Source organism: Arthrobacter paludis, from assembly GCF_056782315.1.
The window spans coordinates 1-23,515 of the sequence record NZ_JBXAEW010000024.1 but is presented as its reverse complement, the minus strand read 5'-3'; the positions used below and the strand labels follow the sequence as shown (position 1 = coordinate 23,515).

Here is a 23,515-nt window from a genome sequence, read left to right as displayed (position 1 = left end):
CGGTCCCCTTCCGGGGGCCGCCTCGAGGCGCGTCCGGGGCCGCACATCCCGGCGCCACCGTCCGGCCACCCGGGCGACGCCGGACGTTCAGCGGGTGCTGCTGGGATTCCCGAGGGCCCCCTGGCACGCGCGCCGTGGCCAGGCGCGGGCCCGTTCCCGCCAGCCAAGGAGACCCACCATGCACAGCACCCGCACCGGCTCCTGCCGGGGCACCGCCCTCGGCCTCGTGGCCGCCCTGGCCGTCGGCCTCGGGGCGCCGGCCCTGCCCGCGGCCGCCGCCCCGGACGGCCCCGCCGTCGTCATCAACGAGGCCTACCTCGCCGGCGGGAGCGCCAACGCCGTCTACGACCGCAAGTTCATCGAACTGCACAACCCCACGGGCGCCGCCGTCGACCTCTCGGGGTGGTCGCTGCAGTACCGCTCCGCCTCCGGGAGCGACGCCCCCACCACGGTCGTCGCGCTCGCGGGAAGCGTCGAGCCCGGCGGCCACTTCCTGGTCGCCGGGGGCAGCAACGGGGACACCGGCGCGCCCCTGCCGGAGGCCGACCTCGAGAGCGGCTACAACCCCAGCGGGACCCGCGGCACCATCGTCCTCGCGCGCACCGGCGGCGCCCTGCCCGACCTGCCCACCGGCTCCGTCACGGGACACCCGGACGTCGTGGACCTGCTCGGCTACGGCACGTCCAACACGTTCGAGACGGCCGCCGCCCCGGCGCCGGACGCGACCTCGGACCCGCGCTCGGTCCACCGCACCGGCGCCGACACCGACGACAACTCGGCCGACTTCGCCCTCTCCACCACGGTCACCCCGGGTGCCGCCAACGCGGTCGGCGCGCAGCCGCCGGCCGGCGGCGGGGAGACGGACGACGACGGCGCCGCCACCCTGCCGATCGCCGGGATCCAGGGCCCCGGCGACGCGACCCCGGTGGCCGGACGGACGGTGACCACGCGCGGCATCGTGACGGCGGCCTACCCCGAGGGCGGGTTCGACGGCTACTACCTGCAGACGCCGGGCACGGGCGGGGCTGCGGCGGGTGCCGCGTCCCACGGGATCTTCGTGTACTCGCCCGCGACGGTCGGCGGCGTGCGCGTCGGCGACCACGTCGAGGTCACCGGAACGGCCGGCGAGTACCACGGCATGACCCAGGTCTCCGTCCGCGCCGGCGGCCTGACCGTGCTGGACGAGCCGGCCGAGGACGTCAAGCCGGTCTCCGCCCCGTGGCCGGCCGACGACGCGGGCCGGGAGGCGTTCGAGGGCATGCTCTGGCAGCCCGCCGGCCGCTGGACCGTCGCCGACAACTACTCGCTGAACCAGTACGGCGAGCTGGGCCTGGCGTTCGGGACCAGCGTCCTCGTCGAGGGGATGGACGCCCTGCCCCAGCCGACGGACGTCGCCGCCCCGGGCTCCGGGCGCGCCCGCGCCGTCGGGGCCGAGAACGCCGCCCGCGCCGTGCTGCTGGACGACGGCGCGTCCCTGGACTTCATGGGCGCCGACCGGAACAAGGACGTGCCCCTGCCCTACGTCGCCGCGAACGCCCCCGTGCGCGTCGGCGCGTCGGCGGACTTCACCTCGCCGGTGGTCCTCGACTACCGGTACGGCGGGTGGCGCTTCCAGCCGCGCACCCAGGTCACGGGCGCCAACCCCGGGGACGCCCCGGCCGCGTTCGCGGACACCCGCACGTCCGCGCCCGAGGAGGTCGGCGGGGACGTCCGGGTCGCCTCGTTCAACGTGCTGAACTACTTCACGACGACCGGCGACCAGCTCGGGGGCTGCCGCTACTACACGGACCGCGACGGCGAGCCCGTCACGGTGCGCGGGGGCTGCGCCGCCCGCGGGGCCGCCGACGCCGGGGACCTCGAGCGCCAGGAGGCCAAGATCGTCGCGGCCATCAACTCCCTGGGCGCCGACGTCGTCTCCCTGGAGGAGATCGAGAACTCCGCCGCGTTCGGCAAGGACCGAGACGCGGCCGTCGCCGCGCTCGTCGACGCGCTCAACGCGGCCTCCGCCGGGGAGGGCCCCGCGAAGGGCGCCTCCGGCCAGACCCACGACGCGTGGGCCTATGTCCCCAGCCCAGAGGCGGTCCCCGCGGGCGAGGACGTGATCCGCACGGCCTTCATCTACCGCCAAGGCGCCGTCCGGCCGATCGACGACTCCGTGATCCTCGACGACCCGGCCTTCTCCAACGCCCGGCAGCCGCTGGCCCAGGTGTTCATGCCGGCGGGCGGGACCAACGAATCGAAGTTCGTGGCGATCGCCAACCACTTCAAGTCCAAGGGCTCGGCCCCGGACTCCGGGCCGAACGCCGACGCCCGGGACGGGCAGGGCGCCTGGAACGCCGCCCGCGTGGCGCAGGCCGAGGCCCTCGTCGCGTTCGCCGGGCGGATGCAGGAGTACGGCAACACGGCCAAGGTCCTGCTGGCCGGCGACTTCAACTCCTACACGCACGAAGACCCGATGCGCGTCTTCGCCGAGGCGGGCTACGTGAACCTGGGCGCGGAGACCGGCGGGCAGACGTACCTGTTCGGGGGACTCGTCGGCTCCCTGGACCACATCCTGGCCTCCCCCGCCGCGGCCTCCGCGGCCACGGGCGCCGACGTGTGGGACATCAACGCCGACGAGCCGATCGCCCTGGAGTACAGCCGCCACAACTACAACGCGGCCGACCTCTACGCCCCGGGCCCGTACCGGGCCTCCGACCACGATCCGGTCGTGGTCGGTCTGGAGCTCGGCGTCCGCTAGCCGGCCGCGAGGCGCAGCAGCTCGAGCGCGACGGCGTCCGCATCCGCGAGGGTGCGGGCGCCGTCGTCGTAGTCCGCCCCCGCCTCTGCGGCGATCGCCGTGCCCCACTGGACGGAGGACAGCTGCAGGCCGAGCACGAACACGGCGCGGTGGGGCACCCCGGCCGCGTCCACGAGCCGGTAGGGGTGCCCGAGGACGTCGAAGCCCGAGCCGGGCACGGTCTCGCCCTCCTCCGTGGGCACGGGATGCGGCCGGGCCAGCCCGTCCGCCTGCAGCTGCGTCAGCAGCGGCGAGGCCGTGTGCGCGACGCGGTTGGCGGGCATCATCGCCTCGAGCATGTGCCGGGCCTCGAAGGCCGGCGCGTCGACCCACGGCGACGCGGCGGTGAACCGCTCCCGGTCCGTGTCCAGCGAAAAGACCGGGTCGGGGCCGATGAAGTGCACCAGGCCGGCCCGGGCCAGGGCGGCCAGCTCCTCGATGCGCCGCGCGGGCGGCCCCGACGCGAGGCCCTCGACGAGCGGCTCGAACCAGCGCTGCAGCTCCTCGCTGCGGCTCGTCTCGTCCAGCAGGCCCTCGGCGTCGATCCGCTTCACCACCGCGCGGCCCGCATTCAGGGCCGCGACCGCCATCTTCAGCGGGTCCGCCTCGCCGCGCGCGCTGGACGCCGCGTCCTCCTCCAGGTACTCGAGGACCGCGGCCTGGTAGGACTCGTGCGAGGCGAAGCCCCGCTCCTCGAACGGGTGGCCGAGGGCGGGAACGTCGAGCCAACCGACCGCTGGCGCCGCCTCCTCCACGAGCGCGCGGACCAGCGTCCGCCAGACCTCCTGACCGGGCTCGTGCGGGGCGTCGAGGATGGCGTCGAGCCGCGCCATGAACTCCCCCGGCCCACCCGCGAACAGCTCCGGCGACACCTCCGCCCACGTCGCGTAGTACGTGCGCAGGACGTCCCGGTGCAGCAGCGGCCAGACGTGCGCGGTGAAGCCGACCTTGCCGCGCGGCTCGCCCGGCGCCCCGTGCGACGCCAGGTCGTGGACGGCCTCGAAGTCCAGGTGGCGCAGCCGCACCCCGCGCGGGACGGTGGAGTCCAGGCGGGCCTTGGCCCGGTACGGGGTCCCGCGGCGCGACGCCGCGAACAGGACCGGTTCGCGGCCGCTCGCCCCGTAGGCCAGGGCCCGGCCGGGGCCGTTGCCGGTCTCCGTGAACGCGCCGCCGCGGCCGACCGTCAGCTCCACCATGGCGTCGAAGAAGTTCAGGCCGAGCCCGCGGACCAGCACGGGGGCGCCCGGGGCGAAGAGGGTCCAGTCGACGTCGCAGGGCACGTTCGGCGGCTGGTAGTGCAGTCCGACGGCGGAGGCCTGCTCGCCCGCCGCCTGCTGGCGCGGGTTGGGGTGCGCGGGGACGTGTCCGACGGCGAGGACGACGGCGTCGCACTCCAGCGTGCCGGGCGCGGCCGCCCCCGCCGCGCCGGCAGGCACCGCCACCCCGGCGCCGCCGTCGTCCTCCGCCCCGGCGGCCGCCAGCTCGAGCACGTAGCGCGTGCCCTCGCGGCGCAGCGCGACCGCCTCGGCCCGCTCGTGGCGCAGCGAGGCGATGGCGGGGTGGGCCGCGAGCCGTCCCGCCGCCAGCGCATACACGTGCGCCAGGTAGCGCCCGTACAGCGCCCGGGTGGGGTAGCCCGACGGGCCGAGGGCCGCGAGCTCCGCGGACTCGACGGGGGTGAGCGCGGCGCCGTCGCCCCCGGAGCGGCGCCACTCGTCGAACGTCAGCCCGGCCGCGCCGGAGTCCCCGCGCGGCGGCGCGACCGTCGGGAAGCAGGCGGGGGTGTTCATGAGGTACAGGCGCGACTGCCGCGGCGACCACACGTGCCCGGGACCGGGGTCGTACGGGTCCACGACGACGACCTCGAGGCGGGCGCCCGGCGCCTCCGCGTCCTCGGGCCCGTCCCCCTCCAGCTGGGCCAGGAGGCGCTCCAGGGTGGAGGTGCCGCGCGGTCCGGCGCCGACGATGGCGATGCGGAACGTCTTCTGGGGCACGGGCGGGTCCTTCCGTCGGGGGCCTCCCCAGCCTACGACGCGCCCGGGCCCTAGGCTGGCCCCATGCACGACGCCACCGACCCCTACGCCTGGCTCGAGGACACCCGCGGCGAGCGCGCACTGGCCTGGGTGCGCGGGCGCAACGAGGAGACGCGCGCCCTGCTCGCGGACGCGGGCCACCCCGGGCTCGTGGCCTCCCTGCTCCAGGTGCTGGACTCCGCGGACCGGATCCCGGCCGTGACCAAGCGCGGCCGGCACTACTACAACTTCTGGCGCGACGCCGCGAACCCGCGCGGACTCTGGCGGCGCACCACGTGGGACCAGTACGTGCGCAAGGCCCCCGAGTGGGAGGTGCTGCTGGACGTCGATGCGCTCGGGGCCGCCGAGGGCGTCGACTGGGTGTTCGCCGGGGCCACGCTGCTGCGGCCGGCGGCCGGCGAACCCTACCGGCGGGCCCTGGTCCGCCTCTCCCCCGACGGCGGGGACGCGGTCGAGGTCCGGGAGTTCGACCTCGCCACGCGCGACTGGGTGCCCGGCGGCTTCCGGCTCCCGGCGGCGAAGACGCGGGCGTCGTGGGACGGGCCCGACGCCCTCTACGTCGCCACCGACTTCGGGGCCGGGACCCTGACGCGCTCCGGCTACGCCCGCACCGTGCGCCGCGTCGCCCGCGGCACGGACCCCGCCTCCGCCCCGGAGGTCTTCGCCGTCGACCCGTCCCACGTGCTGGCGGCCGTCCACCACGACCCCACGCCCGGGTTCGAGCGGACCACCGCCACCGACGCCATCGACTTCCACCACGCCCACCGGTACGTGCTCGACGGCGGGGCCTGGGTGCGGGTCGAGGCCCCGACGGACGCCTCCGTCGCGTTCCACCGCGAATGGGTCCTCTTCGTGCCGCGCACGGACTGGTCCGAGGACGGGATCTCGGTCCCGGCCGGGGCGCTCGCGGTGGCGCCCGCGGCCGACTTCCTGGCCGGGCGCCGCTCCGTGCGCGTGGTGTGGGCGCCCGACGCCGCCTCCAGCCTGGAGTCCTACGACGCGACGGGCGGGCACCTGCTGCTCAACGTGCTGCGCGACGTCTCCTCGGAGGTGCTGGTCGCGGACCCCGGCGACGGGTGGGCCGTGCGCCCGCTGGAGCTCGGCGCGCCGCTGCACACCCTGTCCGTTTCCGCCGTGGACGACGAGGACCCGGAGTGCGCCGAGGACTTCTGGCTGACCTCGACGGGGTTCCTGACGCCGACGACCCTGTCCCGGGGCACCGTGCCGCCGCCGGGCGGGGACGCCTCGGCCGTGGCCCTCAAGTCGGCGCCGGCGCACTTCGACGCGGCCGAGTTCGCGGTCAGCCAGCACTTCGCCACCAGCGACGACGGGACGCGCGTCCCCTACTTCCAGGTCGGCCCGGCGGACCTCGTGGCCGACGGCGCGAACCCGGTCCTGATGACGGGCTACGGCGGCTTCCAGACGTCGCTGACGCCCGCCTACTCGGGAACGGTCGGCCGGGGCTGGCTGGAGCGCCGCACCCCCGCCGGGCGGAGCGGCGTGTACGTCGTGGCGAACATCCGCGGCGGCGGCGAGTACGGGCCGGCCTGGCACCGGGCGGCCCTGCGCGCCGACCGGCACCGGGCCTACGAGGACTTCGCGGCCGTGGCCCGCGACCTGGTCGCCCGGGGAGTGACGGTGCCCGGGCGCCTGGCCGCCACGGGGCGCAGCAACGGCGGGCTCCTGATCGGGAACATGCTCACCGGTTACCCGGAGCTGTTCGGGGCGCTCTCCTGCGGGGTCCCGCTCCTGGACATGCGCCGCTACACCGAGTTGGCGGCCGGGCACTCGTGGGTCGCCGAGTACGGCGATCCCGGCGACCCCGCGGACTGGGAGTTCCTGCGCGGCTTCTCGCCCCTGCACCGGCTCGAGGAGCCCCTCCCCGACGGGGTGCGGTACCCGCCGGTCCTGATCTGGACGGCCACCAGCGACGACCGGGTCGGCCCGGCGCAGGCGCGGAAGATGGCGGCCCGGCTCGCCGACCTCGAGGCCGCCGACGGCGGGACAGCGGACACCGGGACCGGGGCCAGTGGGGCCGGGGTCGGCGGGGCAGCGGCCGGCGCGCCGGCCGACGGTGCGACCCGGCGCAGCTGGTACCTCGAGTGGCTGGACGGCGGACACGCCGGGGCCTCCGACAACGCGCAGGCCGCCGCCATGCTGGCCGCGGGCTACGCGTTCCTGTGGTCTCGGGTCGGTGGCTAGGTGGCGCGGCGCCCGGTTTTGGAATGGCGGCGGCGTTTTCGGTAGTCTGGTCGAGTCGGATTCGTCCGGCGCTGGAGACGTGCCAGAGCGGCCGAATGGACTTCACTGCTAATGAAGGGTCCGCCGAAAGGTGGACCGGGGGTTCAAATCCCCCCGTCTCCGCGAAAGACCCCCTCGCCTGCGAGGGGGTCTTTTCGGTGTCCGGGGTGGGCCCGCCGCTAGGAGCCCTCGCCGAAGGCCTCGAGCAGCTGCACGATGGTGTCCTCCGGCAACCCGGTGTGGCGGTGGACGATCCCCGCGGCCTCGTTGAGGCGGCCTGCGCTGACGTCGTCGAGGAACCGCTGCCGGTCGGGCTCGGGCAGGTCCGCGGCGCTGAAGCTGATCCGCCCCTCCGGGCCCTCACCCTCGAACCGGAAGTCGGAGACGCGGCTCGTCTGGGTGCTGGTCGGGCCCTCGACGGGGGCCGATTCGAGGAGCTGGCGGATCGGCTCCGGGTCCAGGCCCGAGTAGTGGGCCAGCAGGTCGGCGGCGCCAGCGAACTCGTGGTCGCGGATCAGCGACTGGAACTGGTCCCGCTCCGCCGGCGGCAGGTCGTCAGAGCTGTACTCGCGCAGCTCGCCGTCCTTCTCGGCGCTGATCTTGAACGTCGACGTCGTTCGCCCGGAGTCGCTGCCGAAGCGCTCCGTCCACGAGTCGGGCACGACGAGCTCCTCGCCCGCTCCCACGGCCTCGCCGGCGGGCAGGCCGTCGCCGGAGTCCCGAGACGCGGCGTCCACATCCTCGGCGTCGTCCCGGTCGTCGGCATCCTCCTGGTCGTTGTCCGGGCCGGCGCCTCCGTGCGGAGCCTCCGGGCCCCGCGAGGGCTTCCGCCCGGCCGCGGTGCCGGGCGACTGCCCCCGGGCCGGGGCGGCCTCCCCATCGGCCCCCCGGGGCCTATGCGGGCCGGCGGCGTCGGGCGTTCTGCCGGCGGCGTCGTCGGGCTTTGTGCCGGGGGCCCCGTCGGACGCCGTGCCGGGGGCGTCGTCGGGCGCTGTGCCGGCGGCGTCCCGGGCGCCGTCCGTCCGGGCGCCGCTCTCCGGCGCCGTGGTCCCCCGGGAACCGCTACCCGGCGCCGCGTCCGCCGCGGGACCGTCGGCGCCCCGGGGTGCGGGGCCATCCCGGAACTCCTGCGGGTAGCGCTCGAGGCTGCGCACGGCGACGATGCACTGGCGGACCCCGGCACCCGTCGCCGCGCGGTAGGCCTGCACCGCGCCCATCACGTTGCCCATGCCCAGCTGCCGGTAGACCATCCGGTGGGATTGCTCGTCGAGGACCGCGGCGGCCTGCCGCGCCGTCTCCGCGGAGACCGCCGACTGCATTTGCTCGGAGGCCCGGCGCCGCCACCGGGACAGCCACCACCATCCGAGGCCGACCAGCAGCAACGGAACGAGGACCCAGAGGAAGATCTCCATGCTCACGAGTCTAGGGGTGCGGGCGGCCGGGGCGCGTCCGGTTGCGCAACCGGGCGGCCCGGCGTCAGGCCGACGTCCCAGGGCCGCCACGGGCCGCCCAGTCGGGACGGATCCGCGGCGGCGGCGACGACCACTCCGGGGTATGCGGCCAGGACGTTCGCCAACATCCGGAGCCCGTCGGCGTCCAGGTCGGCGTCCAGGTTCTCGATGAGCAGCAGCGGCGGCTCACCCAGCGTGGCCCTCGCGAGCGCCAGCCGGGCCGCCTCGGGGCCGGTGAGCGGCTCGCCTCCGCGACGCAGCACGGTCCGCTCGCCGCGCTCGAGCCGCTTCAGCCGGGCGCCAAGGCCCACGCGCTCCAGGGCCGCGCTGGCCGTCTTCGGCTCCAGGTCGGGGCGCCGGTAGCGGGCGGCGCGGGCGATGGTCCCGCGTTCGAAGACGGCCCCGCGTCCCGCGTGGCCGACGGCGGCCCGCCGCGTCTTCGGGCCGCACGCCGCCAGGTCGTGCCCGTCGACCAGCAGGACGGTCCCGTGCCGGTGGGGCGCGGCAAGCATCGCGAAGACCTCCGCGACCCGGGACGCGGGCCCCGTGACCGCGATGCGGTCGCCCGGCACCGCCGCCAGGTCGCGCACGGAAAGGCCTCCCGGGGCGATCCGCGACGCGATGACCCGTCCGCCCGCCGACGGAGCGGCGTCCGGGCGCGGCCCGGCGGGGCGCGTGGAGCGTGCCCGCTCCGCTTCGGCCAGCAACGGCGCGACGATCCTCCGGGCGGCCCGCTGGTTCTGGCGGTATTCGACGACCCGCCCCAACTCGGCGACTGGCCCGCTCATGATGCCGACGATGGTCAGCGCGGTGGCGGACTGGGCGGTGTCGGCCCAGCCCGCGGCGGCGACGGCCGCGACGCCGCCGGAGGCGGCGACCGGAGCGGCCATCGACAGGGCACGAAGGGCGCCCGCGGTGCGTGCCCTGTGGACGGCCGCGGCCACGACCTTGTCGCCGGCCCGCCGGATCGACTTGAGTTCACGCTCCGTGCCCCCGGCGATGTCGATGCCGAGCGCGGCCCTGGTCGTGTCGGCCACCCTGGCCGCGAGGGCACCGCGCTGGCGCCGCAGCTCCCGTGCGCGGGCGTAGGCGGGCCCGGACAGCAGCGCCAGCCCTCCGCCCAGCACGGCCAGCGGGACCCCGACGGCGATGCCGAGGGCGGGGGCGAGCACCGCCAGGGCGGCAACGCATCCGCCCACCATGGGCACCGCCGCCGTCAGCGGGGCGATGCCCTGCGAGACCCAGTTGCGGATGCTGCTCAGGTCGTTCGTCGAACGGGCGATGGTGATGCCCAGGTTCGGCGTCCGGCCCGCCGTCATCGCGTGCTCGATCAGCCCGAGGCGCAATTGCTGGACGTAGTCCTGGCCGAGCCGCTCGGCCACGACGCGTTCGGCGTAGCGCGCCCCGGCGATGCCGGCGACGCAGCCCGCCAGCAGGGCGAGCGCCGCGGCCACGGGCACGCCCGTTCCGGGGCCCACGCCGGCGCCGGCGAGGAGCCCACCCACGAGGAGCCCGACGGCGACGGCGAGCGCCGAGTGGGCCAGGGCGAGCCCGACGAGCAGGGCCAGGTCGCGCCTCCGCCGGCCGACCGCGAGACGCGGCAGGGCCGGGGCGAGCCCGTCGGGCCGCCCCCCGGAGGCCGTCCCCGGGCCCGCCACGGCGCTCACCGCCCGGCGTGCTGCGGCAGCAGGGCGAGCGCCGTGTCGGGGCTGCGCAGCTCGAACGTGTCGATCAGGGCGGCGTCCAGCTCGCCCCGGGCCTCGGCCGCGGCCAGTGGCGAGCTCGTGAGGAGGCCGGAGACGGCCGCGACGGTCAGGCCGGCGTCCTCCAGGATGTGCAGCCCCGCGGTCGCGCCGAGGGCGTCCTGGGAGGCGAACAGCACGTGGTCGACGGCGGCGTGGAAAACGGGGTCGTTGAGCAGCCGGCGCGTCTCGCCCTGGAAGAGGCCGTCGGCGATTTCGACGACGACGGCGTCGGGGCCGCCCGCGGAGAGCTCGTCGACGAGCGTGGCGAGCATCGAGCGCACCGTCGCGTAGTCCAGCCGGAACGTCGTGGCGTGGCCGAAGTCCGTGAAGTCGATGACCCGGACCGCGCCGGCGTCGCGGAAGAGGTTCGTGTCGTTCCCGGCACCCGTGCCGGTTGCCTTCCCGGCGGCGACCTTCAGGCCCGCGTTCGTCAGCCCGTTGACGAGGCAGCCGAGGACGGTGGACTTCCCGGAGTTCATCGACGAACCGAGGACGGCGATGACCGGCGGGCGGGGCGTGTCCGTGCCCCGCTCCGGGGCGACGTCCCCGGTGGCGGCGGACAGGGGCGCGAAGTCGGACAGGTTCAGGGCCCCGTCGGCGCCGGCGAGCAGGCCGACCGGCTCGATCCCGGTCGGCAGGTCGATCGAGGCGTGCATCTCGGTGACGACGCCGGCCACGCCGCCGCCCGCCACCAGGTGGCACGGCTCGAGCGACCCGGGCACGTGCGCGAGGAACTGGTCCGGGGCGTACCGGTGCCCGTACGCGACCAGGATCTCCTGGCCCGGGAAGAGCAGCTGGCGCCGGGAGACCGGGCTCTCCAGCCGGGTGTGCTTGCCGATCTCGGTGACGCGGGCCAGGACGAGGTCGCCGGCGCGCGGCACCACGCCGGAGCCGGTCAGGAGGCTGAACCCGGACGGGTCGGCCTCGATGGCGCCGGCGGCGAAGCGGGTCGTGTAGGCCTTGCGGACCTGCAGCAGGCGCTGGGGGTCGAGGGGGCTGGTGGCGGTGCCGGCGTGGAGTGCGGGGGTCAGTTCTACGGTGGCGGTCATGGGGTGCTCCTGTCCTCGGTCCTCTGCGCCCGGGGAACGGCCGGCCGCCGAAGTCCATATCGCTCTGGCGGGCCGGACGTTTCCGGCCTCATGCACCAGATAAGAGCGCCACCATGAGTACAAGATGAGTACTCGATGAGCGTCTTCTCATCTCGCCCCCGGCCGGCCGCCGGCCGGGGCCCCGGGGCTAGGCCTGAAGCGCGAGGACGAAGGGAAGGACGGCCTCCGCGCCGGACTGCCGCAGCACCCGGGTGGCCTCCGTCACGGTCCACCGGCTGTCCGCGTAGTCGTCGACGAGCAGCACCGGTCCCGCGGCCGCGGCCAGCTGCTCTGCGAGGTCCCCCGGGACGGCGAACTGGTCCCACACGGCCGCCAGCCGGAACGCGCTGTTGCCGCCCGAGTCCCCGCGCGGCCCCCCGTGGGCGTAGGCGAGGTCCCCCAGGTACGGCAGCCGTCCGATGCGGGCCAGCTCCCGGGCCAGGGAGCCCACCAGCTGTGGGCGGGAGCGCGAGGGCATCCCGACGACGGCCGCCGGCCGCCGTTCCCAGTCCCACTGGGCGAGGACCTGGACGCACGCGCGCACCATCGCCTCGTCCGCGGGCTGGTCCACGGGGGCTCCCCCGGACTCCGCGAACAGGGTCCGCAGGCGGCCGCCCCAGCCCAGGTCCGTCAGGCGCGCGAGGGCCCGGCCCGGCCGCGCCTGCTCGGCCGGCGGGATCTTGCCCTTGAGCGGGACGCCCAGCCGGTCCATCCCTCCGGGCCACATGGCGCGGGGCTCGAGGGCCACGCCCACCCGCCCGAGCGCCGCCTGGGCGCTGTCCTTGGCGGAGGCGTCGATGTCGTGGGGGTACCAGGGCCCGGCACAGTTGTCGCACCGCCCGCACGGGGCCGCGGCAGGGTCGTCCAGTTGCCGGGACAGGAACTCCATCCGGCAGCCCGTGGTGTTCTCGTAGTCCAGCATCGCGTTCTGCTCGGCGACGCGGGCGGCGGCCACCCGCCCGTAGCGTTCCGCGTCGTAGGCCCACGGCGCGCCCGTGCGCGCCCAACCCCCTTGGACCCGCTCGACGGCGCCGTCGACGGCGAGGACCTTCAACAGGAGCTCGAGCGGGGTGCGCCGCAGGTTCACGCGGGCCTCCAGCGCGGGGGCGGACAGCGCGCCCCCGGCGGCCTCCAGCTCGCCCAGCACGGCGTGGGCGCTGCGTTCGTCCGGCATGGATGCGGTCGCGAAGTACCGCCAGACCTCCCGGTCCTCCGCGCCCGGCAGCAGCAACACGTCCGCGTTGTCGGTGCCGCGGCCGGCACGCCCCACCTGCTGGTAGTACGCCACGGGCGAGCTCGGCGCCCCCACGTGCACGACGAAGCCGAGGTCGGGCTTGTCGAAGCCCATCCCGAGGGCGCTCGTCGCGATGAGCGCCTTGACGCGGTTGTCCTTCAGGGCCTGCTCGAGCTCGGCCCGCTCCTCGGCGTCGGTCCGGCCGGTGTAGGCCCGGACCTCGTGCCCCGCCTCGCGCAGCATCCGGGCGATGTCCTCCGCCCCGGAGACGGTCAGCGTGTAGATGATCCCGCTGCCGGGCAGGGACCCGAGGTTGGTCAGCAGCCAGGCCAGTTGGGAACGGGGGCTGGGCAGGCGCAGCACGCCCAGCCGCAGCGACCGGCGCGCCAGCGGCCCGCGGAGGGTGAACACGTCGGCCCCGCCGACGGCCAGCTGCTCCTCGACGTCGTGCACGACGCGCTCGTTGGCGGTCGCCGTCGTCGCCAGCACGGGAACGCCGCCGGGCAGCGTGGAGATCAGGTCGCGGATGCGGCGGTAGTCGGGGCGGAAGTCGTGGCCCCAGTCGGAGATGCAGTGGGCCTCGTCGATCACGAGCAGGCCCATGCGCCGCACCAGCTCCGGCAGCTGGCGCTCGCGGAAGGCCGGGTTGTTCAGGCGCTCGGGGGACACGAGCAGCACGTCGACCTCGTTGGCCTCCAGCCTGGCCGCGACACGGTCCCATTCGACCGCGTTGGCGGAGTTGATGGATTCCGCGCGCACCCCGGCCCGTGCCGCGGCGGCCACCTGGTCCCGCATCAGGGCCAGCAGCGGGCTGACGATCAGCGTCGGCCCCGCGCCCCGGGCGCGCAGCAACAGCGACGCCACGAAGTAGACCGCGGACTTGCCCCACCCGGTGCGCTGCACCACGAGGGCCCGGCGCCCGCCGGCGACCAGCGCCTCGATCGCCTCGAACTGGCCCTCGTGGAAGTCGGCGTCCTCCCGGCCCACGAGCCTCCGCAGGACCTGCGTCGCGTCGTCGCGCAGCTGAACCGTCGTCGTCCCAGTCATGCGCCCAGTATCGCAGCCGGCCCCGACGGGCCGGCCCGGCCGGGCCCGGCTGTGGACAGCTTCCGCGCCGGCTGCGCCCCTGTGGACCGGCGCGCGGAAGGCCCGGCACGCCGTTCCCCCGTCTCCCGAGGTGGGCAGGACCACAGGATCCCGGCCCCTTCCCCGCGCCGTCCCCGCCCGCGCGGCCCGTCGTCCGCGATAGGCTCTTGCGGGTGAGCAGTGAGATCGACCTGTCCCTGTCCTTCAAGGCCTACGATGTGCGCGGCATCGTGGGCGAGACCATCACCGCGGGATCCGTCGAGGCGGTGGGCGCGGCCTTCGTGGACGTCCTGGGCCTGGCCGGCAAGACGGTCCTGGTGGGGGGCGACATGCGTCCGTCCTCCCCGGAGTTCGCCGACGCGTTCGCCCGCGGCGCGGCCGCGCGCGGGGGCAACGTGCGCATGCTCGGCCTCGTCTCCACCGACGAGATGTACTTCGCCTCCGGCCACTTCAACGCCGCGGGGGTCGTCTTCACGGCCAGCCACAACCCCGCCGCCTACAACGGGATGAAGATGGCGCGCGCCGGGGCCGTGCCCGTCTCCTCCGACACCGGCCTGTACGAGATCCGGGACACCGCCCAGCGCTACCTGGGCGGGGGCATCCCGGCCGGGCCCGCCGGCGGCGACATCGACTCGGTCGACGTGCTCGAGGACTACGCGGCCTACCTGCGCTCGCTCGTGGACCTCTCCGGAATCCGCCCGCTGCGCGTCGTCGTCGACGCCGGCAACGGCATGGCCGGGATGACCACGCCGGCCGTCCTCGGCGATTCCCTGCTGCCGGGCCTGCCGCTGGAGATCGTGCCGCTGTACTTCGAGCTGGACGGGACGTTCCCGAACCACCCGGCCAACCCGCTGGAGCCGGAGAACCTGCGCGACCTGCAGGCCGCCGTCCTGGCCAACGAGGCCGACCTCGGGCTCGCATTCGACGGCGACGCCGACCGCTGCTTCGTCGTCGACGAGCACGGCCGGCCCGTCTCCCCCTCCGCGGTGACCGCCCTCGTGGCCCGCCGCGAGATCGCCAGGGCCCGCGCCGGCGGCGAGGACCGCCCCGTGGTCATCCACAACCTGATCACCTCCCGGGCGGTCCCCGAGCTGGTCGAGCGCGACGGCGGCCGCGCCGTGCAGACCCGGGTCGGCCACTCGTTCATCAAGGCCGTCATGGCCAGCGAGGGCGCCGTGTTCGGCGGGGAGCACTCCGCCCACTACTACTTCCGCGACTTCTTCAACGCGGACACCGGCATGCTGGCCGCCATGCACGTGCTCGCGGCACTCGGCGGCCAGGACCGGCCGCTGTCCGAGCTGGCCGACGAGTACGAGCCCTACGTGGCCAGCGGCGAGATCAACTCCGAGGTCGCGGACAAGTCCGCCGCCGTCGCCGCCGTGCTGGAGCACTACGACCCCGACCTGCACAGCATCACGACACTGGACGGGACGACCGTGGCCGCGGCCGACGGCTCCTGGTGGTTCAACCTCCGCCCCTCCAACACGGAGCCGTTCCTGCGCTACAACGGCGAGGCGGCGGATCGTGCCACCATGGAACGGATCCGCGACCACGTCCTCGGCATCGTCAGGAGCACCGCATGAGCGAGAACCGCATCACCGAGCTGGGCGAGCAGGCCCACGCCGAACTGAACCGTGTCCTGGGCACCGCCCTGGGCGTCGCCCGCGAGCAACTCGAGGCGCAGGGGGTGTTCCTGCCGTTCGGCATCGGCCTCGAGCCCGGCGGGGAGGAGGGCGGCGAGCTGCGCCTGCTGGCCGTCCAGCCGCCGGAGACCCCGGAGGATCCCGAGGCGGACATCGACGCGGACGCGACGATGTCCGACCTGCTGGAGCTGCTGGGCCAGCACCGGGACGGCTTCAGCGCCGTCGCGCTGGTCGCCGACGTGACGCTCGTCGAGGAGTCCCGCGACGCGGTCCACGCGACCGCCGAGCACCGCGACGGCGGCGCGGTCGCCGTCGTCCAGGCCTACACGCCCCCCGCCGCGGACGGCGGCGAATGGGTCTTCGACGAGCCGACCGTCGAGGCCGGCGAACTGCAGGTGTGGGTCTGACGACTCCCCCGGCGCACCTGCCGCCGGCATTTGCGACAATGGTCCCGTGAAGCTCAACGCATTCGGAGACGTCTGCCTCCGCAGCCTCATGCTGCTGGGCTCGCGTCCCGACGAGCAGCTGACGGGCCGTGAGGTCGCGGAGTCCATCGGCGTGCCCTACAACCACGTCAGCAAGGCCATCCTGGAACTGCGCCGCCGGGGCGCCCTCGACGTCACCCGGGGCCGCAACGGCGGGGCGCGCATCACCCCCGCCGGACTGGCCCTGACGGTCGGCGGCCTGCTGCGCGCGCTCGACGTGAACGAGGACGTCGTCGATTGCACCGGGGCCGACGGGAACGCCTGCCCGCTCATCGGCGGTTGCCGCCTGCGCACCTCCCTGCGCCGCGCCCGCGAGGCCTTCTACTCCGAACTCGACGGCCTGACCATCCGGGAACTGACGTCCTCCCCGGGGTCCACCACACTGCCGTTCCCGGCGTTCCCCGCGCCCACCGCGGCCGCCCCGCAGCGCCTCCCCGCGCCCACCACGGCCGCCCCGTAGCGCCTCCCCGCCGCCGCTCCCCGACGCGTCTTGCGCCACCCTTCTACGTAGTGTAGAAATGAGGCATAAATCTTGCACCCCAGATGCGAGTAATACGCAAGGAGGCACAGCCCATGCTCTCGGACACCGCACGCCCCGTCATCGAAGCGACCCTGCCCGTCGTCGGCGAGCACCTCGGCGAGATCACGAAGCGCTTCTACGCCCGGATGTTTGCGGCCCGGCCGGAACTGCTGGACGGCATCTTCAGCCGCGCCAACCAGCGCAACGGCACGCAGCAGCAGGCCCTGGCGGGGTCGATCGCGGCGTTCGCGACGCACCTTCTCCAGCACCCCGACACGCTGCCGGAGGCGGTCCTGTCCCGCATCGCGCACAAGCACACCTCGCTGGGCATCGTCGAGGAGCAGTACCCGATCGTCTACGAACACCTCTTCGCCGCGATCGCGGAGGTCCTCGGCGACGCGGTGACCGCCGAGGTCGCCGCGGCCTGGTCCGAGGTCTACTGGCTGATGGCCGACGCCCTGGTCAAGATCGAGAAGGGCCTCTACGCCCGGCAGGCCAACGACAAGGCGTGGACCCCCTGGCGGGTAACCGCCAAGGAGGCCGCGGGGGCCGGGTCCATCACGTTCCGCCTCGAGCCGGCCGACGACACCCCGGCGACCGCGGCCACGCCGGGCCAGTACGTCTCCATTCGCGTCCGGCTGGAGGACGGCCTGCGCCAGTGCCGGCAGTATTCGCTGAGCGACAACGTCGCGTCCACCACGGAGCGCGTGTTCACGACGAAGCTGGACGAGGGCGGCGAGGTCTCCCCGCACCTGCACCGGAACGTCAACGTCGGCGACACCGTGGAGCTGTCCAACCCGTACGGCGACATCACCCTGGACGACTCCGACGCCCCCATCGTGCTGGCCACGGCGGGCATCGGCTGCACCCCCAGCGCCTCCGTGCTCCAGTCGCTGGCCGCCGAGGCCTCCGGCCGCAGGGTCCTGGTCCTGCACGCCGAACAGAACGAGGCGAACTGGGCCCTGAAGGAGCAGATGCGCGAGTCCGTCGCCGCGCTCCCGAACGCGGAGCTGAACCTCTGGCTCGAGGACCCGACGGGCGCCGCCCCGGACCTGGCCGCCCGGCCGGGCTTCATGGACCTGTCCGGCGTCGAGCTTCCGGCCGACGCCAAGGTCTACCTCTGCGGGCCGCTGCCGTTCATGCGGGCGGTGCGGTCGCAGGCCATCGCCGCGGGCATCCCCGCGACCGACATCCACTACGAGGTCTTCGGACCCGATCTCTGGCTCGCCGCCTAGCGGCCATGCCCGCCCGCCGGGTCCGGCGGGCGGTGGGGAATGGGGGAAACGGACGACGGCGGGGCCGGGGAGCCCGCCGTCGTCCTTCCGTCCACGGTGGCCATGACGCGGGCCAGCGCGGGACATGTGCGGGCGGATCGCCTAGCGTCGTGCCATGGACACCGACCTCCTCCTGAACGTCGCCCTGGTCCTGCTGTTCGTCCTCGTGGGCGGCGTCTTCGCCGGCACCGAGATGGCGATTGTGAACCTGCGGGAGGGACAGCTGCAGCGCCTCGCGGACTCCGGCGACCGGGGCCGGCGCACCGCCGAGCTGGCGCGGAACCCGAACCGCTTCCTGTCCGCGGTGCAGATCGGCGTCACCGTCGCCGGCTTCTTCTCGTCGGCCTACGGCGCCTCGACGATCGCACCGGCCCTCGCCCCGGCGCTCGCGCGCTGGGGCGTGCCCGCCTCCGGCACGGTGGCGCTCGTGGCGATGACGCTGCTCATCGCCTACCTGTCCCTCGTCCTCGGCGAGCTGGCGCCGAAGCGGCTGGCCATGCAGTTCGCGGTCGGGTTCGCCCGCGCCACCGGCCCGCCCCTGGGCTTCTTCGCCCGGCTCATGACGCCGTTCATCTGGCTCCTGTCGGTGTCGACCGACGCCGCGGTCCGGTTGCTCGGCGGGGATCCCTCGGCGCGCACGGCCGCGGTGTCCGTCGAGGAGGTGCGGGCCCTCGTCGCGCAGAGCGGCGGGATCGCCGAGCCGGACCGGCGGATCCTGCAGGACGTCTTCGACGCGTCGGACCGGACCGTCGTCGAGGTGATGCGCCCCCGCACGCAGGTGGATTTCCTCGCCGCCGACCTGGCCGTCCGGGAGGCGCTCCGGCTCGTTCGGGACGGGAGCCACAGCCGCTACCCCGTGTACGGGGAGGACCAGGACGACGTCGTCGGCTTCGTTCACCTGCGCGACCTGCTCTCGGCCGCGGCGGGGGACGACGGCGGCGCCGCAACGCTGCGGGCGCTCGCCCGCCCGATCATGCTCCTGCCCGGCAGCGTCAAGGTGCTCGCGGCCCTGCACCAGATGCGGGAGGAGGGACAGCAGGTGGGCATCGTCGTGGACGAGTACGGCGGCACGGACGGCCTCGTGGCCCTGGAGGACCTCCTGGAGGAGGTCGTCGGCGAGATCTACGACGAGTACGACCGCGTGGTGGAACCCCCTCCCCCGGGCGACCGCGGACGCGGCGCCGTCCAGGTCGACGGGTCCCTGATCGTCCAGGAGCTGCCGGAGGTGGCCGGGGTCGAGATCCCGGACGACGGCAGCTACGAGACGGTGGGCGGATACGTGATGGCCGCCCTGGGCCGGATTCCCGCCGTGGGCGACACCGTGGAGGGCCCGGGCCACCGCATCGAGGTCCTGGCCATGGCCGGGCAGCGCGTCGCCCGCGTCCGGGTGGTTGCGACGGCCGGGCCGGAGGAGACGCAGGAACGCCGGTGAGCGCTTCGGGCGCCGGTTAACGGCACCGGGGGACGCACCCGATGCGGTGCGTCCCCCGGCGGCTGCGGCCGTGGTGGCGCTAGGCGCCCAGGCGCTGCTTGAGCCCGTCCAGCTCGGCGCGCAGCGAGGCCGGGAGGGACTCGCCGAAGTTCGCGTACCATTCCTCGATGCCCTGGACCTCCTCGAGCCACTCGTCGCGGTCCACGCGCACGGCGGTCTCGACGTCGTCCGGGGTGAAGTCCTCCAGGCCGGTGAGGTCGATCGAGTCGCCGGTGGGCACCTGGCCCACCGCGGTCTCGACCGCGTCGGCCTTGCCCTCGATGCGCTCGATGGCCCACTTGAGGACGCGCGAGTTGTCGCCGAAGCCGGGCCACGCGAAGCCGCCCTCGGGCGTGCGGCGGAACCAGTTCACCAGGAAGATCCGCGGCAGGCGGGCCGGGTTGGCCTTCGCCTCGATGGAGTCCCAGTGGTTGAGGTAGTCGCCGGCGTCGTAGCCCATGAACGGCAGCATGGCCATCGGGTCGCGGCGGACGCGGCCGACGGCGCCCGCGGCGGCCGCGGTCGTCTCCGAGGACAGCGTGGAGCCGAGGAAGATGCCGTGCGTCCAGGAGCGGGCCTCGGTGACCAGCGGGATCGTGGTCTTGCGGCGGCCGCCGAAGAGGATCGCGTGGACCTCGACGCCGTCCGGGCTGTAGTACTCCTCGGCCAACATGTCGATCTGGCTGATCGGCGTGCAGAAGCGGGAGTTCGGGTGCGCGGCCGGGCGGCCGGACTCCGGGGTCCACTCGTTGCCCTGCCAGTCGGTCAGGTGCGCGGGGACGTCCTCGGTCATGCCCTCCCACCAGACGCCGCCGTCATCGGTCAGGGCGACGTTGGTGAAGATGGAGTTGCCCTTCGAGATGGCGCGCATCGCGTTGGGGTTGGTGCCCCACCCGGTGCCCGGGGCGACGCCGAACAGCCCGTACTCGGGGTTCACGGCGCGCAGCTCGCCCTCCTTGCCGAAGCGCATCCAGTTGATGTCGTCCCCGAGCGTCTCGGCCTTCCAGCCCTCGATGGTCGGGTCCAGCAGGGCCAGGTTGGTCTTGCCGCACGCGGACGGGAAGGCCGCCGCGATGTTGTAGGCCCGGCCCTCGGGGCTGGTGAGCTTCAGGATGAGCATGTGCTCGGCGAGCCAGCCCTCGTCCCGGGCCATGACGGAGGCGATGCGCAGCGCGAAGCACTTCTTGCCCAGCAGCGCGTTGCCGCCGTACCCGGAGCCGAACGACCAGATGGAGCGCTCCTCGGGGAAGTGCACGATCCACTTGTCCTCGTTGCACGGCCACGCCACGTCCTGCTGGCCCGGCTCGAGCGGGGCGCCCACGGAGTGCAGGGCCGGCACGAAGAACGCGTCGGTCTCCTCGATCTTGCGCAGGACGTCGTCGCCGATGCGCGCCATGATGCGCATGGAGGCCACCACGTACTCGGAGTCGGTGATCTCCACGCCGAACTTCGGGTCCTCCGCGTCGAGCGGACCCATGACGAACGGGATGACGTACATGGTGCGGCCCCGCATGGAGCCGGTGAAGAGGCCCGTGAGCTTGGCCTTCATCTCGGCGGGGTCCATCCAGTTGTTGGTGAAGCCCGCGTCGCGGCGCTCCTTGGAGCAGATGAACGTCTGCTCCTCGACGCGGGCCACGTCGGCCGGGTCGGAGAAGGCGGCGAAGGAGTTCGGGAACTTCTCGTCGTTGAGGCGCACCAGGGTGCCGGCCTCGACCAGCTCGGAGGTCAGGCGGTCGTACTCCTCCTGGCTGCCGTCGACCCAATAGACGCGCTCGGGCTGGGTCATCTCGGCAACTTCCGCGACCCACGCGGCGAGTTTCGCGTGCGTCGTCGGAGCGGTCCGCTCTGCGGCAAGGACCTGCTGGTCGGAGCTCTCGCTCATATCGGTTCCCTCCATTGGGCTGATACTGGTCCCAAAATGCTATGGCGGCTGGCGGACGCGCCCCGTGACGCAGTTCTCAAATCGATCGCCTAAAGTGGGCGGCGCAGAGGAAAAACCCCGGAATCCCGCGGGTCCGCGTGACCCCAATGTGACGAAGGTCACGTAGACCGGTCTAGTTCATGAGACGACAAACAGGGGACGCCACCCCTGGGCGTTCACCTCGATTTTGCGCGACCCGGCAACGTCTGTATAGTTATTCGAGGCCGCTGATCGAGGGAATCGAACAGAGGCAACAAGCGCCCATAGCTCAGCTGGATAGAGCGTCTGTCTACGGAACAGAAGGTCAGGGGTTCGAATCCCTTTGGGCGCACCACCTGCGAAAGGCCCCGGTCCACGGACCGGGGCCTTTCGCGTTGCCCGGGCACCGGCCGGCCCGGGAGTGGGCGGCCCCCGCCCCGTCGCCCGGAACCCGTGCGGCCCGGCGCCGGCGCCGCTACGGCCGGGGCACCGCGAAGTGCGTGAGGCGGGCGTCCCGGCCGTCGAGCTCGGCCCAGGGCTTCGCGAACTCCAGCACGGTCAGCCCGAGCGTCGGATACTTGTGCGCCATGTCCATGACCGCGTCCTCGTCGGAGTCCACGGAGGCCAGCCGCATGGCCACGTCCTGGACGGTCGGCAGGTGTCCCACGACGAGCAGGGTGCGGACGGTCTCCGGGGTCTCGTTGACGATGGAGATCAGGCGCGGCGCGTCGGCGCCGTAGACGCGGGCGTCGAGGTACGGGGTCGGGCCGAGCTCCCCCAGCTCGCTGCCCACCCAGGCGCAGGTGGAGCGGGCCCGCAGCGCGTCCGAACAGACGATGTAGTCCGGCACCAGCGAGTGCTCGCGCAGCCACCGGCCCGCCAGGGGCGCCTCGCGGTCCCCGCGGGCGGCCAGCGGCCGGTCGCGGTCCTGGACACCGAACGGGTAGTCGGACTTCGCGTGGCGCAGCAGGATCAGGCGCTTCAGGTGGTGCTCTGCCATGCGCCCCAGCCTAGTACGAAAGTAGGTGGGTCATGCTGCGACGGTGGGGCTGAGGGTGACGTTGTAGCCGAGGGCCTTCAGGTGCCTGATCGCGTTGTTCTTGGCCCTGGCGGGATCCATCCTGGTGAGGGAGTCCGATCCGGGGTCTTGGTAGCACTCGCCTTGGGCGAGCATGTGCCAGGCGGCCTCGAGGATGGCGTGCTCGGTCGCGACGAGGGCCTTGGTCCGGCCGCGGCGGGCGGCGATCCGCTTGTAGCGGGCGCCGAGGTAGGTGTTTTTGGGGTGTCGGGCGATCGAGAGCGCGGCGGTGCCGAGGGCGCCCTTGAGGTAGCGGTTCCCGGGCCGGGTCTTGCTGGACTTGACCCGTCCGGCGGATTCGTTGTGGCCTGGGACGAGCCCGGCCCAGGAGCAGAGCCGGCCCGGGGTCTGGAAGCGGCTCATGTCGGCCCCGGTTTCCGCGACGACGGTGTCGGCGACGGTGGTGGAGACCCCGGGGATGGTGGCGAGGAAGTCCCTCGCGGCGCGAAAGGGGGACATCGCCTCCTCGATGCGGGCGGTGAGCTGGTCGATCCATTCCGTCATCGAATCGATCCGCTCCAGGTGCATCCGGCAGATGAACGCGTGGTGGTCCGTGAAGCGGCCGGTGAGGGCCTCGACGAGTTCGGGGAGCCGCCGGCGAAGGGTGCCCCGGGCCAGGTCCGCCAGGACCTGCGGGTCGCGTTCGCCGGCGACGAGCGCCTCGAGCATCGCGCGGGCCGAGACCCCGGTCAGCTCCGAGGCGGTCGAGGAGAGCTTGATTCCGGTGGACTCGAGGAACTTCTCCAGCCTGTGGATCTCCCGGGTGCGGTCCTGGGTCGCCAGCGTCCGTGCCCGGGTCAGGTCCCGCAGCTGCCGGACCGGCTCGGGCGGGACGAAGCAGGCGCGCAGCAGCCCGTGCGCGCCGAGCTGGGCCAGCCATGCGGCGTCGGAGACATCCGTTTTGCGGCCCGGGATGTTCCGGGCGGCCTTGGCGTTGACCAGCATCACCGGCAGCACGTCCTCGAAGAGGTAGTAGAAGGGCTTCCAGTAGTCGCTGGTCGCCTCCATCACCACCGTCGTGACCCGCTCGGCCAGCAGCATCTCGCGCAGGGCCAGGATCTCGTTCGTGGTCGCTCCCCAGGTGGTGACTGTGGTGGTGAAGGTCCCGGGCCGTTTGCCCGGGGCGCGGATGGCGACCTTCGCGTCGCGCTTGGAGATGTCGATCCCCGCGGACCTCTCGTGGATCAAATCCATGATGGCGAACCTCCCCTGACAGCAGTGGTCTTCGGTTGTGCGCCTGCCGTGGAGAGGGCTGTTGGGATTCAGGAATCTAGTACTCGTGCTCGAGGCAACAATCCACGGTGCCCGTGGGGGCCCTCCGCGCCACGCTAGCCCACGGGCCAAACCGATGCACCAAGGACGGACCGGCGTCACCGCGGCAGACACCACCATCATCGGTCCCAAACCGGCCCCGGCGATACGCCACGGGCGAGCCGAACCGGAACTTTCGACCGCCACGGCGCGCAGCGGCGCTGGCTCGCTAGCCC

General features: G+C 74.1%; 15 protein-coding genes and 2 tRNA genes. 9 read left to right on the top strand and 8 right to left on the bottom strand.

The features are described from left to right. The first annotated feature begins 178 nt into the window (after positions 1 to 178). Positions 179 to 2,740 carry an ExeM/NucH family extracellular endonuclease gene (locus tag AC1Q5D_RS16615; protein ID WP_481739567.1) on the top strand — a complete coding sequence of 854 codons (2,562 nt, stop codon included), beginning with the start codon at positions 179 to 181 and terminating at the stop codon, positions 2,738 to 2,740. Here the strand turns inward: AC1Q5D_RS16615 and AC1Q5D_RS16610 are convergent. Beyond that, positions 2,737 to 4,773 carry an FAD/NAD(P)-binding protein gene (locus AC1Q5D_RS16610; protein ID WP_481739566.1) on the bottom strand — a complete coding sequence of 679 codons (2,037 nt, stop codon included), beginning with the start codon at positions 4,771 to 4,773 and terminating at the stop codon, positions 2,737 to 2,739. The two genes, AC1Q5D_RS16615 and AC1Q5D_RS16610, sit on opposite strands and share 4 nt — an antisense overlap. A 63-nt stretch (positions 4,774 to 4,836) precedes the next feature. On the opposite strand from AC1Q5D_RS16610, the gene AC1Q5D_RS16605 reads away from it, so the two are divergent. Then, a complete protein-coding gene (locus AC1Q5D_RS16605) occupies positions 4,837 to 7,014 on the top strand; it encodes a prolyl oligopeptidase family serine peptidase (protein WP_481739565.1) in 2,178 nt (725 codons plus the stop codon). 73 nt (positions 7,015 to 7,087) lie between these two features. Next, a tRNA-Ser gene (locus AC1Q5D_RS16600) sits at positions 7,088 to 7,176 on the top strand. Positions 7,177 to 7,232: 56 nt separating this feature from the next. Here AC1Q5D_RS16600 and AC1Q5D_RS16595 read toward each other — a convergent pair. From AC1Q5D_RS16595 to AC1Q5D_RS16580, 4 genes are all read right to left on the bottom strand, one after another. Next, on the bottom strand, positions 7,233 to 8,465 hold the full coding sequence (locus AC1Q5D_RS16595; protein ID WP_481739564.1) for a hypothetical protein: 1,233 nt from the start codon (positions 8,463 to 8,465) through the stop codon (positions 7,233 to 7,235). Positions 8,466 to 8,467: 2 nt separating this feature from the next. Next, on the bottom strand, positions 8,468 to 10,171 hold the full coding sequence (locus AC1Q5D_RS16590; RefSeq protein WP_481739563.1) for an ABC transporter domain-containing protein: 1,704 nt from the start codon (positions 10,169 to 10,171) through the stop codon (positions 8,468 to 8,470). After that, entirely contained in the window at positions 10,168 to 11,298 is a 1,131-nt protein-coding gene (locus AC1Q5D_RS16585; RefSeq protein ID WP_481739562.1) for a DUF1611 domain-containing protein, read from the bottom strand. The genes AC1Q5D_RS16590 and AC1Q5D_RS16585 overlap by 4 nt, the downstream gene beginning before the upstream one ends. A gap of 187 nt (positions 11,299 to 11,485) precedes the next feature. Continuing rightward, complete coding sequence (locus tag AC1Q5D_RS16580) at positions 11,486 to 13,618, bottom strand: RecQ family ATP-dependent DNA helicase (protein ID WP_481739561.1); 2,133 nt, start codon at positions 13,616 to 13,618, stop codon at positions 11,486 to 11,488. 206 nt (positions 13,619 to 13,824) lie between these two features. On the opposite strand from AC1Q5D_RS16580, the gene AC1Q5D_RS16575 reads away from it, so the two are divergent. From AC1Q5D_RS16575 to AC1Q5D_RS16555, 5 genes are all read left to right on the top strand, one after another. After that, positions 13,825 to 15,240, top strand: coding sequence for a phosphomannomutase/phosphoglucomutase (locus AC1Q5D_RS16575; RefSeq protein ID WP_481739560.1), 1,416 nt, complete (start codon positions 13,825 to 13,827; stop codon positions 15,238 to 15,240). Further along, on the top strand, positions 15,237 to 15,707 hold the full coding sequence (locus AC1Q5D_RS16570) for a hypothetical protein (protein ID WP_481739559.1): 471 nt from the start codon (positions 15,237 to 15,239) through the stop codon (positions 15,705 to 15,707). The genes AC1Q5D_RS16575 and AC1Q5D_RS16570 overlap by 4 nt, the downstream gene beginning before the upstream one ends. Positions 15,708 to 15,753: 46 nt before the next feature. Then, positions 15,754 to 16,245 (top strand): RrF2 family transcriptional regulator, encoded by a 492-nt coding sequence (locus AC1Q5D_RS16565; RefSeq protein WP_481739558.1) that lies wholly within the window; start codon positions 15,754 to 15,756, stop codon positions 16,243 to 16,245. Positions 16,246 to 16,358: 113 nt separating this feature from the next. Further along, entirely contained in the window at positions 16,359 to 17,540 is a 1,182-nt protein-coding gene (locus AC1Q5D_RS16560) for a globin domain-containing protein (RefSeq protein ID WP_481739557.1), read from the top strand. A gap of 154 nt (positions 17,541 to 17,694) precedes the next feature. Continuing rightward, complete coding sequence (locus AC1Q5D_RS16555; RefSeq protein WP_481739556.1) at positions 17,695 to 19,011, top strand: hemolysin family protein; 1,317 nt, start codon at positions 17,695 to 17,697, stop codon at positions 19,009 to 19,011. Positions 19,012 to 19,090: 79 nt separating this feature from the next. On the opposite strand, the gene AC1Q5D_RS16550 is transcribed toward AC1Q5D_RS16555, so the two are convergent. Then, positions 19,091 to 20,932, bottom strand: a complete 1,842-nt coding sequence (locus AC1Q5D_RS16550; protein ID WP_481739555.1) for a phosphoenolpyruvate carboxykinase (GTP) — start codon at positions 20,930 to 20,932, stop codon at positions 19,091 to 19,093. A gap of 296 nt (positions 20,933 to 21,228) precedes the next feature. On the opposite strand from AC1Q5D_RS16550, the gene AC1Q5D_RS16545 reads away from it, so the two are divergent. Next, a tRNA-Arg gene (locus AC1Q5D_RS16545) sits at positions 21,229 to 21,305 on the top strand. Positions 21,306 to 21,425: 120 nt separating this feature from the next. Here the strand turns inward: AC1Q5D_RS16545 and AC1Q5D_RS16540 are convergent. Together AC1Q5D_RS16540 and AC1Q5D_RS16535 are read right to left on the bottom strand one after the other, a co-directional pair. Beyond that, positions 21,426 to 21,950, bottom strand: a complete 525-nt coding sequence (locus tag AC1Q5D_RS16540; protein ID WP_481739554.1) for a SixA phosphatase family protein — start codon at positions 21,948 to 21,950, stop codon at positions 21,426 to 21,428. 30 nt (positions 21,951 to 21,980) lie between these two features. Continuing rightward, entirely contained in the window at positions 21,981 to 23,222 is a 1,242-nt protein-coding gene (locus AC1Q5D_RS16535; RefSeq protein WP_481737057.1) for an IS110 family RNA-guided transposase, read from the bottom strand. Positions 23,223 to 23,515: the final 293 nt, after the last annotated feature.